The following is a 12072-nucleotide window of genomic DNA, read 5'->3' as shown; positions in this document are numbered from 1 at the left end:
CCCTTTGTCGAGTCAGCAACCATTCGCTACAACCTAGTTTGCCCTAAAAAAATGGATCTTGCCACTGCGGCAAAATCCATTTTTCATGAACTACTTATTTGAAAACGCGGAACCGTTCGCTATCGTCCATATAATCCTTGGCGTCGGCTGGCGCTTCGATGGAGCCAAAGTCCATCTGTCCCCGCAGACGCCAGCTTGCTGGGACGTTGAAGGCGTCACGGACGGCATCGTCGATCAGTGGATTGTAATGTTGCAGGTTCGCACCTACACCGTTTTCGGCAAGTGACGTCCACACGGCGTATTGTGCGTTTCCTTGGGACTGTTCGGACCAATCTTGGAAGTTATCCGCATACAGTGGGAAGTTTTCTTCAAACTCCTCAACTGTCTTGGTCTCGGTAAAGTACAGGATAGTCCCATAAGCGGCCTTGAAGCCGTTGATCTTGGCCTGCGTCTTGGCGAAGGCAGCATCGTCCTTCACAACCTGACGTAGAGAATCAGCAACGATGTCCCAGAGCTTGTCGTGGGAAGCATCGAACAAGATGATTGCCCGAGTCGTTTGGTTGTTGAAGGAAGACGGTCCCTGCTTGATAGTGCTTTCGATCAGGTCGACCAAGTCGTCTTGAGAAAAGGTCACGTTCTTACCGAGTGCGTAAATGCTACGCCGTTTCTTGGCTAATTCAATAAACTTAGTTTCCATAATTTAAAAAACCTCACTTTTAAAGTTCTTATCATTTTAGAGCGATGAGTGGTTATTCAAACGCTGGGATTAAGTTTACCACTTACTTTTAGGAAGTAAAGCAATTATTTCGTGACTTGATAGGCTTTTTCAAAGGTCGCCGTCATCCAATCCAACCAGTACTGGGGATTGAGGACTTCCCCAGAAACCTGCTTGATCAAGGCCTGGGGCGTCAAGCTCGCGCCGAACCAATGAATATTATCCTTCCGCCACTGGGTAATCTGTGAATAGTCCCCACTGGCTAAAATGTCATTGACTGGCAACGTCTGGCTCATGGTGTGGTAGAACTGAGCCGCATAGATTTGCCCAAGCAGATACGTCGGGAAGTAACCGAGGTCGCCACCCGCCCAGTGAATGTCTTGGAGAATGCCCTCCGTGTCGTTAGCGGGTGTGATCCCCAGGTATTCCTGGTACTTTTGCCGCCACAGCGCGGGTAACTCCGCTACCGTGGTGTCGCCGTTAAATAATGCCTTCTCGAGCTCGTAGCGCACGATGATGTGGAGCGGATACGTCAACGGATCGGCTTCCGTCCGGATCATCGTTGGCTTAGTCGCCATGAATCCCTGGTAGAAGGTCGCCTCGTCAATGTCCGTGAAGATGTCGCCGGTCGCCTGCTGGAAGCGACTATATTCACCCTGCCAGAACGCCGCGTTACGGCCGATAAAGATTTCATTGAACAATGACTGCGATTCGTGTAACCCCATCGATGGGGCGTCTGCCAGCGGCGTGTAGTCGTAATCGGGATTGAAGTTCTGCATGTACAGGCCATGGCCCGCCTCGTGAATGCCACCAAGCAGGGCCATTTGAAAGTCGTGGACGCCGTAGCGATTGGTGATCCGGGCATCCCCACGATTCAAAGCCACGGTGAAGGGATGCGTGCTCCGTGAAAGGTTTCCCTTCTTGAAGTCGTAACCTAACCGGGAGACGGTCGCTCTAACCAATCGTTCTTGCACAGCCTCGGGAACCGCCCGACTCATGAAATCCGTCCGCGGCTGCGTGCCCCGGGTTGCCAAGGTCCGTTGAATCTTTTGAATGCCGGCCTTGAGGGTGTCCATGATCGGGTCCAATTGAGCCACAGTCATCCCCGGCTCAAACTGATCTAAGAGCACGTCGTAGTCGGTCGCTTGCCCCCGTTTCCAGTAAGGAATGAACTGCTTCTTGAATGCCACGATTTTTTCCAGATACGGTTGTAGCAGGCTGAAGTCCTGGGCCACACGAGCCTGTTCCCAGACCTGTTGGGCATCGGAAACGACCTGCTGATACGCCGCATAGTCCTCGGCGGGGATGTCGTGGTTCAGATCATAATCCTTCTTGACCAACCGTAAGACCTGTTGCCCCTTCTCATCGAGTTCAGCGGGGTGCGCCGCAAAGTAATCGAGAAACTTCCCCATTGCCGTCCCCGTCCGCAAAGCCAGCTCTTGGCCGCTGATATAGCCGGTCAATTCACCCCGAAAGCTCGCCCCGTCCTGTGGTAAATTCGTGTGAGAATCCCAATCGATCAACGTTAAATTCATATCTAATAGGTTGATTTGCTTAACCAATGCCAGAAAATCCTGTTCCTGTGTCGCCATGGCTATCCGCCTCCAATTATCAAATTAGATTAAGTCTAGCATGGTTGATTGTAAAAATCTCGTGAAATTTCTCATTGCTTTTTAATTAGCAAAACACAGCCACACAGCAAGTAATGGCCAGCAAAACATTTAGTTAACGATTTTACTGGCTACTTCATTTTTACTAAAAAGTTCAGGGTAGTAGCGTCATTTGCCATCGTCCTGACCTTAAACGCTTATTTCCCAATCAATACCAGTAGCTGAGTCGTTACCCACGCTTCATCAATCTCTGTATACGGTAACCGCAGTAAAACGCCCAATAAAAACGTCCAAATGGCCGGTATGACCTGTTCAACCGGTGTTGCGATCTGTTGCTGGGCCGCCAGTAAGGTCACCACCGTCTGCAGGCTTTGTGGTACGGGTAACGGTCCGGTCAGGCTGAAAGCCACGGCATTTGGATGTTCACGCTCGTAGTCGAGAAGGTTCGCCACCATCCGCTGGAGCATGGCCGTTGCGTTGGCTGAATCCAAGACACCCTCCCGTAAGGCGGCCGTGATTTCCGCCACAATATCCGTGCGGAGCTGTGCTAATAGGCTGGCCTTATCTGGAAAATGCCGATAAACGGCAGCCGGCGTCACCACTAAAAATCTGGCGATTTGACGCAAAGAAAGCTGGCCGGCCCCCTCATTTTCCAACTGTATTCGGGCCTGCTGTGCGATGGCCGCTGCTAAATTCTGACGATGATACGGTTGTTTTGCCATGATTGCTCACACTCCTCAAAAGCCGATGTTATCACTATTCACGCCTTATGTTATCACTGTTTACATTTAATGTAAACAGTAATAACATAGCATTCGATTCGTTAATCCTTACAGAAGCTTTACACCCTTCCGCCATCAAATGTCTTATAATAAAAATAAACCTAATTTTAGAAAAGAGTGCCGTCTATGTCACGAACCATTTCCAACCGTCGTTTCACCTTTCAAGTCATCGGCTTTTGGCTAATTTGGCTAATTGTCCAAGTTGGCTTAAACTCTCCTGTCGAACACCATCTGAATGGCTGGCCGGAGGAGCTGGCCCTCGATGCGATCAAACTCATCGTCTGGGTCGGCGCTGCTGCCTGGCTCCTTCACCGAGCGCATCCCGAAGAATTAGCCATCGGTCGCCGCGAACAGTGGCGTCCCAACTGGCACTTTACCGCCGGCTACGTCATCTGGGCGGCCATCGTGGTCTATCTTCTGGTTGAGTTCTGGGTCGTTCATCACGGCCTCCGCATCAGCCCCAGCTTCACGCCAGAATATTGGGGCCGATATTTCTTGGTTGTCGGTGTAGCTGAAGAATTCCTTTTTCGTGGTTACTTCTTCAACGTCCTCCTAAAGAAATTCAGCTTAACCCAGGCCAACCTTATTCAGGCACTGGCCTTTGCCAGCCTCCATATTCCACGATACCTGACCACGGTACCGGCGATGAGTCCAATGATCTGGGTGGGTAACCTGATCACGGTCACCGCCCTCGGGGCCCTCTTCGGTTGGTTATACGCCAAGAGCCGCTCCCTGTGGCCCGGAATCGTCGTGCACATGACTTGGGACATTTTAGTCACGTTGTTTGCCTAAACATCGGTATACAAAAAATCTCGCCACCAGAAATGGGGACGAGATTTTTTATTAATGACTGATGTAACGCCGCAGGTAACCCAGCAGAATTGCTAGGAAGGCCAGTGGCAATAAGAAACTCAGCAAAGGTGTTACTAATGCAGTCGTCGTGGCAAACGTCACGACAACATCCAAGATCAACACCACCACACTGACGGCCAGTAATGCTCGCCACCAGTCACGGGTGATCCGCGCTTCATACGTGAGGCCATAGACCAATAGTGTTAACGCAGTCGTCAACAAGAGGGCCCGTTGAAACAAAGTCACTCCCGCAACCGCCGCCAACAGCAAAGCCACTACACTGAGCGCGATAAAGAAATAACCGTACCAGCGTTGCGTTTCCTTAATGGATTTCACGATTATCGCTTCCTTTTGTTTCTACCTTCAGTGTAGCGACTCACGCGATTATTTTCAAATCATTTACTGTTGCTGACTCGCATCGACATGCAGTTCGCCGTTCCATTCATCGCTGGTAACGGCGGGCACTTCACCGTGGAAGACCCGCAACAACGTCAGCAGACTCTCGGCACTATTTTCAACGGTCAGTTTCCGCGGAGCCAACCAATAGATGGGACCCTCTTCGCTAGCCTTAATCTCACCAGTAAATTGGTCACCACGATACAGCAGGCCTAACTTTCGCTGTTGGCGGTCGGCGCTGAACCATTCGCAAGTCCCACAAAAGTCGACTGCTTTCAGTGACAGTCCAGTTTCTTCAAAGACTTCACGCATAACTGCGGCGGCACAACTCTCGCCGATTTCCACGTGACCGCCCGGGAAACTGTGGCCAGCCTTCCAAGGAACATTAACTTTATCTTCTACTAACACATCGCCCGTCTGTGGATCAGTCACCATTACCATCGTTACCAATTCTACCGGTTGCGTTCTTGTCATTTTGCCTTCCTCCATTTCAAAGCCTTATCTAACAGTGCCGTGAAGCCAAACGACCAGCACCAAGTTAATAGGTAGCAACTCACAATTCCTACGATCACGTGTTGCCGGGTAAGCGTCGCGCCACCCAGTCGCCAAATCAGTTGTAGCCAAAAAACGTTAGCTAGATATGAGGGGTAGGCGTAACCCGCCAGTCGGTGGATCACCGACAGCCACCGGGAATGTCGTGACTGTTGATGACCGGCCAACGCTAAAATCAGACCAATAATGCTTAATATGTAAATCACAGTAGCCGGCAAATAATAGCTGGTACGGCTGAAGCTCACTGGCAAGGGCCAACTCAGTAAGGCTCGGTCCTGACCAATCAATGTCACAACGCCTATCACCAGCAATGGCCACCACCAACGACGCAATTGCCGCTGAACCGTCGACCACCCGTGCCAGGCCAAAATCCCTAAGATTGCGTATGGAAAAAATCCTAAAAAGACGCGATCCAAGAGATACCAGCCTGTAAATTTAGTTGTGGGGTAAATTCGTAGTGTATACCAAGTCACCCACACTAGATAGCCAATCGTCGTCAGCCCCAACACCCACCAGACCGTCCAACGATTGTGGATCAACCGCCGGATTGCCCAGAATAGTGGCATCAAGAAAATCATTTGTAGCATCATCGTGTTGTACCACAGATGTGGCGCCGCATTACCAGTCACAAACTGCCAGGCAAAACTCACCCCGTCGTGATAGGACCGGTGTTGCTGTAGACCTGGAAAAATCAGCAGATACGCCAGCGTCCAGCAGATTGTCGGCAAAAACAACGCCGACCACTGTTGCTTTAGATACTGTCGATAAGTCGGTTGCTGGTGGGCCGTCGTTCGCATGGTCGTCAGCAGGATACCACAGATAAAAGCCGGTGCTGTGAATTTCACCAGCAGATAGGCCCACGCCAAACCGGATTGGTTTTTCGGTTGCGATATGCCCAGAGCCAGTCCTAATACCGACTGCAACATGACCGCCGTGCAGGCAAAGACCTTTAGATAATCACCGCCGTCTGCCACCGCATTCAAGTCTTCATTTCTCACTTATTGTCATCGCCTTTACCCTATTATTTTAGCAATCCGGTGATGCATCTGTAAAGACGAAAAAAAAGAGGCTCACTGGCCTCTTTTATTTTTTAACTAAGCTTCGCGTTCGCGATTTTTTAATTTTTCAACTAACCCATCAACGCTGTAGCAGACCGCTGCCAAACCGGCAAATGCCAGTGGAAAGACGATCCATAGCGGTGACTTCATTAACACCAACACCAGGCTTAAGAAACCCACTGCTAGCACGACCAAGACTGTTAAAGCAACCATGTCTTTTGCCATTTTGCTCCCCCCAAGCTAAGTTATTTTTCTGTGGCCCCTAACCACATTCATAGTTTAGCAGGTCTCTGCGCAAACGACAACGACTTTGACCAAGCTTAATAAAGTCACTAACTTTGGCAACCTTCTGCAACCTTAATTACCACTATCATGATTCGATTGTGGTAGCGGGTGTTCCAAGTGTTGCAATTGCCCCCGGAATTCGGAAGCGTACCGTGCCTGGTATGGCTGGAATTCGGAAAGGCGTTCGCTCAGACCAACGGCGTAGTCGGCCCGTTCGCCATGTTCCCCCTGATCCAAGCCGAGCTCTTCTTCGCCAGCCGTAACTCGCATGGGCATGAACCGCCGTAAAACAACGACCAGCAGGCAACCCATTGCAGCAACAAAGGCAATCGTGAAGGCCGTTGCCAGAATCTGAACGCCCAACAGGTGCCAGCCACCACCGTAGGCTAAACCATTTTCAGCAATCGTCGGGTTAACTGCCTTGGTCGCAAAGACCCCGGTCAAGATACTCCCGACAATTCCGCTAACACCGTGGCAGCCAAAGGCATCCAGTGCATCGTCGACGCCCAGCCGTGGCTTTAGCAGACGAATGAAGGCGTAGCTGGTCATCGTTGCAATCAAACCAATGGCGACAGAACCCATAATCGTGACGTAGCCGGCGGCCGGCGTAATCGCAACCAAACCGCAGAGCGTCCCGGTACAGACACCGACCAACGTTGGCTTACCCGTGGTCCAAATATCCAGAAACATCCAGGTCACCATGGCCATGGCCGTTGCGACCGTACTGGTAATGGCCGCTTGTAGAGCCACGCCGTTCACGGCCAAGGCACTGCCGGCGTTGAACCCGTACCACCCGATCCAAAGAATCGCCGTTCCCAGCAAAACCCAAGGCAGGTTGTAGTGAGGATTGTCCCGGTTGCCGGACAGCCGTGGTCCCAGCCAAGCAGAGAGCACCAGTGCCGTGACTCCAGCGTTGATGTGAACGACGGTACCACCGGCGAAGTCCAGCACACCCAGCTTAGCCAGCCACCCCAATGGGCTCCAAACCAAGTGAACCATGGGGTAGTAAATGAAGATCGACCAAGCAATCAGGAAGACCAGTAGGAATTTAAACCGAATCCGGCCAACGACTGCCCCCACGAATAACGCCGGTGTAATGATAGCAAACATCATTTGAAACAAGGAATAAGCCCCAACCGGAATATGTGTCGCTGTCAAGCTAGCCAAGTTAACCCCGGCCATGAAGACGTGGTGTAGATTACCCACAACCCCAGCGATGTTTCCGGAAAAGGCCAGGCTGTAGCCCAGGAAGATCCACAACAGAATTGCGACACCAGTCATAATAAAGACAGATAGCATGGTGTTGACCACGTTCTTCTCGGAGACCAAGCCCCCATAGAAGAAGGCCAGTCCTGGAGTCATGAATAAGACCAAGATACTAGCGATTAAAACGAATGCAGTGTTTGCAAGATTCATCAACGACGCCCTCTTTATCTCTTAATGTCATAAATCCTAACATTAAAAATAGTCTACGTCCACCACCGACTTTACTTTGGCCTATTGTTTGCGGTTTTGACTTACTAACGGGGGTAACATGGGACTTTGGTCTACTTGTCCTCCCGCTAAACCGGCTTGACGTGTTATCTTTTCTGACATATTGTTTTAAATAAATTGATATTGCCGACGAATTTCCTAGCAGTCTGCATTAAAAAAGACCATTTGAAGTGAACCCTTAAAGTTGGACACAGAATTTATGCTGCTTGCTGGATGGCGAGTTTTGTTTTGATTCGACGCTTGTTGTAGAAGTTTATCCATTCAGTCATGGCTTGAATCAGATCTTCCTCGTTCTCAAAATGTTCATCCATGACTTCGCCCTTCATGATATGGAAAAATGATTCAACTGCCGCATTATCTAGGCAAGTTGCTTTGCGTGACATGCTTTGAAATACGCGATGTTCTTTGAGTGTTTCTCGCCAGAACTTATGTTGATACTGGAATCCCTGATCCGTGTGAGCCGTTGTTCGATAGCCTAACTTTGGCAGTCCTTCTAACGCTTCTCTAAGCGGTTTTAAGGCGAACTCTATTGTCGGATGATCACTAGTTGAAGGCTAATACTTCGCCTGGGAAGAGGTCAATGACTGGTTCTAAATAGACACGTTTGCTTTGACTCATGCCACCATATCGAAATTCACTGACATCCGTGACGAGTTTCTGATAAGGTCGGTCCGTTTTGAACCGTCGATTTAACCGATTAGGCGCAATTCTACCAACGATTCCTTTGTATGAATTATATTTACGTTTTTGACGATTGTATGCCAAACAAAGCCAATCATGCTCATGCATTAAGCGTAAGACTCGCTTATGATTCACTGTGAATCCGTGTTCCTGTAAAGCTTTAGTTAGTCGCCGGTAACCATACTTTTTGGTGTACTTAGAGTCTTCCTGCCGAATCTCATCGATTGCCTGAATGATTGGAGAATCATCTAGCTTTTCATGTTGACAATGTGAGCGTGCGTAATAATACGTACTTCTTGGAACCTGGACTACTCTGAGTAGAAGCTTGACGGGAACTTGAAAGACCTGCCTTAACTCGGTCACTATTTGCGAAATTTCTTGTCTGCTGACTTCTTCTGAGTTAAGGCGTCGAGTTTTTTAGGTACCCGTTCTCAATTTTTAGCAACGGAAGGTTTTTTATCACACTGTGATTAGAAAAAGGTCAAACCATAACCACGTTCATAGAACCAGCCAACTCAAAATACAATTTACACCACAAATCATAATTGTACATATTAATAGATAGTGGTAACCTGTGTTTATACAAAACGTGCACTTGCTGTATCAGCAGTATCCGTGATGAGTATATCGTGACATGTATTAAGAGTTTCTATATAATCTTTAAGGAGGAGTTCTATTTTGGACTACAAATATTCCTACGATGTCGATAGTATTAAGTGTGATCCCATTTCTAACACGTTCTACAGGTACGAATTACAAATACTGCTCAAAACTGCTACAAGCGATTCCAAAGAGGCAATCGTCTTAATGATGAATCCCAGTAATGCAAATGGAGATACAAGCGATGCAACAACAAATCAGCTATTAATGTGTCGAAAATACAATAAATTTACTATCTTTAACATTCTTCCGTTCAGTGGACAGGCCACAGAACTTCCAGAGAACGATGCTCTTCTTAAACAGGTTAAAGGTAAAGAGGATTTCTTAAAGACAAATCATCGAAAAATTATCAACTACATAAACTCTAACAAAAATGCTGATATACTATTTGCTACCGGCCAGTTTAACAGGAACTGCCAAAGAGCCGTAAGCCTTCGTGAGGACATTGACAAAGATATATTAAAAATGTTTTACACAGAATACAACAGCATTTGTGAGTTTGCATTCAAAGAACTGAATGATTCTAATCGCATTCATGTTGTTTCCAGTTGTGGTAAACCAATAAAAAATGGCCTTGGTAGACACCCCAGCCGGAGTGCATTTGATATCCAAGAAGCAAACTTCGAAGAGTCAACTAAAAACAGTAATCTTCATTACAAGTTGAAAGTTAAGAACAGTCCTATTTAACCTTATTTGTAATCTGCATCAATTTATCATTACCGTCATTGGTCACCTACAATTGATGACGAATAAAACAATCTGCTACTATACAAAAAGAGCCACGTTCGGAACTACGGCAATCGCCATAGTCCCAAACGTGGCTCTAAAAATTCTATATATTTTTTACCACTTACGTACAGCCCGCGGAATCATCTTACGAATCCCGCCGCGTGGATCCTTCACATCGCCTTCATAGCGCGGAATCAGATGAATGTGTGCGTGCTGAACCGTCTGTCCCGCCGCCGCATTCACGTTGATGCCGATGTTATAGCCGGCCGGGTGAAATTTATCATCTAAGAAGTCCTTGGCAACAAACGTCAAAGCATCCATCGCCTGTCGTGTTTCCGCCGGCACCTCAAAGTACGTGGCGTAGTGCTGCTTGGGCACAATCAGCAGATGACCTTCACGCACGGGATGCAAGTCCCAAAACGCCTTGGCCAGCTCATTTTCTAAAACCAGCTCGTCTTTTTGACAAAAAATACAATCTGCTTTAATCATGCGTTTTACCCCTTATGTCGCGGCTTCCGTTGGGCCCAGAATTGGAAGTAATCCGTCCGTAACGCCCCGTTGTAAAGTTTCCGCGTCTTGGTCGCCTTTTGACCGTAGAAGTGTTCGAACTCCAGGTCAGCCGTCAAGATGTACTTGGACCAGTCGGTGTAAGGCTTAAAGACCTTCCCCATCTGGGTGTACAGTTCCCGCACGCTGGCCTGATCGCTCAACCGTTCCCCATAAGGTGGGTTGGCCACGATGACCCCGTGTTCCAAGTCCGTCTTGAAATCCTGAACGGCCAACTGGGTGAACGTAATGTCTTGTGACAGCCCAGCCTCTTCGGCGTTCTTCTTAGCGATGGCGACCATGTTTTCGTCGATATCACTCCCGAAAATCTGAAGTGGCGTATCGTAGTCCGCCTTAGCATCGGCTTCGTCACGAACCTTGTCACTGAGGTCTTGTGGTACCCAGTCCCAGTGTTCGCAGGTAAACTCGCGGTTAAATCCAGGTGCCAAGTTCCGACCAATCAGAGCGGCCTCGATTGGAATCGTCCCGGACCCACACACGGGATCCCAGAATGGCATGTCCTTGTGCCAGCTGGTCAGGGCAATCAAGGCTGCGGCCATGTTTTCCTTAATTGGCGCGCCACCCTTACCGACCCGGTAGCCCCGCTTAAAGAGACTTGGTCCGGTCGTGTCCAGCGTCAGCATAACGTGATCCTTGTCGATCATGACTTCCAACGGATAGTTAGCCCCGGTTTCAGGCATTCGTGTCCGCCGGTGATAAACAGCGGCCAGCTTGGTAGCGACCGCCTTTTTCACGATGGCTTGGGCGTCCGGCACACTATGTAATTGTGACTTCTTTGAACGACCTTCCACTGGGAATGCGGCGTCCATTGGCAACAATTCATCCCACGCAACAGCCTTCGTGGCTTCAAACAGCTCGTCAAAGGTCACGGCATCGAATTCAGCCACGATGATTCGGATCCGGTCGGCTGTCCGCAGCCAAAGGTTGGCCCGTAAAATGTCCTCAATCGTGCCATCGAACCGCACGCGGCCGTTTTCAACCTGCGTCTCGTAGCCCAGGTCACGTAATTCACGACCAGCTAAGGCTTCGATGCCACTAGCAGTTGCGGCGTATAAATGAAATTTCTTCATAAAATCCTCCTTGTTTACAGTTGTTTAAATAAGACCGTTAAGGCTAAGAAGCAGCAACTATCCCTATTCTTAGCGCCAATCCTCTTTCACTTTTCGACCTCAATATTGATTCTGCGATAAGATCCCATACACATTGATTTTACCACCAATCAGTGGGGGTTACCCCGTTTTAATGTCTAAAAAAAGGGCGGGAGCAAGCTCCCACCCAACCTGACATGGTGTAAATCCCTGTAAGCCATGTTTTGTACCACCCAACCGTTTCAGGCAAACGGCTGACTGGCAGTAATCATCTATCTCGAGAGTTTCCTCTCCCCCCACATTTCGTTCATTTCCATATGTGAAGCGCCCCTACCAAAAGTTTGGGTTGCCCGCTCGAGGGGTTTACCGCGTTCCACCGCCTAAGTTTCCTTAGACGTATCGTCACTGTGGCACTTTTCAGGGATACTAGGGCATAGCCGAAGCCGTAGCCGTGTTTTCCCGCCGTAACGTTATTGCTAACGTCCCCCGGCTTATTTTTTCACCGAGCACGAACACTACAGACATCTCAGTCTGTGCGAGCATGGACTTTCCTCAGCCGACAAAAGCCGACCGCGATTACTCAGGATTTACACCAGTCTTTAT

At 48.9% G+C, this 12072-nt stretch carries 14 protein-coding genes and 1 other RNA gene; 2 read left to right on the top strand and 13 right to left on the bottom strand.

Annotation, left to right across the window (positions count from 1 at the left end; all coding sequences use genetic code 11):
• Positions 1 to 94 precede the first annotated feature (94 nt).
• The 3 genes from EKM73_RS04125 to EKM73_RS04115 form a co-directional block, all read right to left on the bottom strand.
• Positions 95 to 697 carry a nitroreductase family protein gene (locus EKM73_RS04125; protein ID WP_125700723.1) on the bottom strand — a complete coding sequence of 201 codons (603 nt, stop codon included), beginning with the start codon at positions 695 to 697 and terminating at the stop codon, positions 95 to 97.
• A 104-nt stretch (positions 698 to 801) separates the two neighbouring features.
• Positions 802 to 2307 carry a carboxypeptidase M32 gene (locus tag EKM73_RS04120; RefSeq protein ID WP_125700722.1) on the bottom strand — a complete coding sequence of 502 codons (1506 nt, stop codon included), beginning with the start codon at positions 2305 to 2307 and terminating at the stop codon, positions 802 to 804.
• 215 nt (positions 2308 to 2522) lie between these two features.
• The gene (locus EKM73_RS04115; RefSeq protein ID WP_125700721.1) at positions 2523 to 3047 is read right to left on the bottom strand and encodes a TetR/AcrR family transcriptional regulator; all 525 of its coding nucleotides are present in this window, start codon (positions 3045 to 3047) and stop codon (positions 2523 to 2525) included.
• A 186-nt stretch (positions 3048 to 3233) separates the two neighbouring features.
• Here EKM73_RS04115 and EKM73_RS04110 point away from each other — a divergent pair, with 186 nt between their 5' ends.
• Positions 3234 to 3899, top strand: a complete 666-nt coding sequence (locus tag EKM73_RS04110; protein ID WP_125700720.1) for a CPBP family intramembrane glutamic endopeptidase — start codon at positions 3234 to 3236, stop codon at positions 3897 to 3899.
• Between the two features lie 51 nt (positions 3900 to 3950).
• Here EKM73_RS04110 and EKM73_RS04105 read toward each other — a convergent pair whose 3' ends face one another.
• The 7 genes from EKM73_RS04105 to EKM73_RS13035 all read right to left on the bottom strand — a co-directional run bounded on the left by EKM73_RS04105 (position 3951) and on the right by EKM73_RS13035 (position 8788).
• Complete coding sequence (locus EKM73_RS04105; protein WP_125700719.1) at positions 3951 to 4295, bottom strand: hypothetical protein; 345 nt, start codon at positions 4293 to 4295, stop codon at positions 3951 to 3953.
• Between the two features lie 63 nt (positions 4296 to 4358).
• Positions 4359 to 4829 carry an 8-oxo-dGTP diphosphatase gene (locus EKM73_RS04100; protein WP_125700718.1) on the bottom strand — a complete coding sequence of 157 codons (471 nt, stop codon included), beginning with the start codon at positions 4827 to 4829 and terminating at the stop codon, positions 4359 to 4361.
• A complete protein-coding gene (locus EKM73_RS04095) occupies positions 4826 to 5905 on the bottom strand; it encodes an acyltransferase family protein (RefSeq protein WP_125700717.1) in 1080 nt (359 codons plus the stop codon). The genes EKM73_RS04100 and EKM73_RS04095 overlap by 4 nt, the downstream gene beginning before the upstream one ends.
• 96 nt (positions 5906 to 6001) lie before the next feature.
• The gene (locus tag EKM73_RS04090) at positions 6002 to 6190 is read right to left on the bottom strand and encodes a hypothetical protein (protein ID WP_125700716.1); all 189 of its coding nucleotides are present in this window, start codon (positions 6188 to 6190) and stop codon (positions 6002 to 6004) included.
• A 132-nt stretch (positions 6191 to 6322) separates the two neighbouring features.
• Positions 6323 to 7666 (bottom strand): ammonium transporter, encoded by a 1344-nt coding sequence (locus EKM73_RS04085; RefSeq protein ID WP_125700715.1) that lies wholly within the window; start codon positions 7664 to 7666, stop codon positions 6323 to 6325.
• A gap of 275 nt (positions 7667 to 7941) precedes the next feature.
• Entirely contained in the window at positions 7942 to 8127 is a 186-nt protein-coding gene (locus tag EKM73_RS12875) for an IS3 family transposase (RefSeq protein ID WP_225421274.1), read from the bottom strand.
• Between the two features lie 160 nt (positions 8128 to 8287).
• Positions 8288 to 8788, bottom strand: coding sequence for an IS3 family transposase (locus tag EKM73_RS13035; protein WP_164508854.1), 501 nt, complete (start codon positions 8786 to 8788; stop codon positions 8288 to 8290).
• 315 nt (positions 8789 to 9103) lie between these two features.
• Between EKM73_RS13035 and EKM73_RS04070 the strand changes: the two genes are divergently transcribed.
• Positions 9104 to 9772 carry a DUF1643 domain-containing protein gene (locus EKM73_RS04070; RefSeq protein WP_164508853.1) on the top strand — a complete coding sequence of 223 codons (669 nt, stop codon included), beginning with the start codon at positions 9104 to 9106 and terminating at the stop codon, positions 9770 to 9772.
• Positions 9773 to 9928: 156 nt separating this feature from the next.
• Here the strand turns inward: EKM73_RS04070 and EKM73_RS04065 are convergent, their stop codons facing one another.
• The 3 genes from EKM73_RS04065 to rnpB form a co-directional block, all read right to left on the bottom strand.
• Complete coding sequence (locus EKM73_RS04065) at positions 9929 to 10303, bottom strand: HIT family protein (RefSeq protein ID WP_125700711.1); 375 nt, start codon at positions 10301 to 10303, stop codon at positions 9929 to 9931.
• A gap of 5 nt (positions 10304 to 10308) precedes the next feature.
• Positions 10309 to 11451: a THUMP domain-containing class I SAM-dependent RNA methyltransferase gene (locus EKM73_RS04060; RefSeq protein WP_125700710.1), complete on the bottom strand. Its 1143-nt coding sequence runs from the start codon at positions 11449 to 11451 to the stop codon at positions 10309 to 10311.
• Between the two features lie 226 nt (positions 11452 to 11677).
• Positions 11678 to 12057, bottom strand: an RNA gene (gene rnpB / locus EKM73_RS04055) — RNase P RNA component class B.
• Positions 12058 to 12072 lie beyond the last annotated feature (15 nt).

The sequence above is a fragment of the Levilactobacillus fuyuanensis genome (assembly GCF_003946395.1).
GTDB lineage: Bacteria > Bacillota > Bacilli > Lactobacillales > Lactobacillaceae > Levilactobacillus > Levilactobacillus fuyuanensis.
This window is presented reverse-complemented; position numbering and strand designations above follow the sequence as displayed.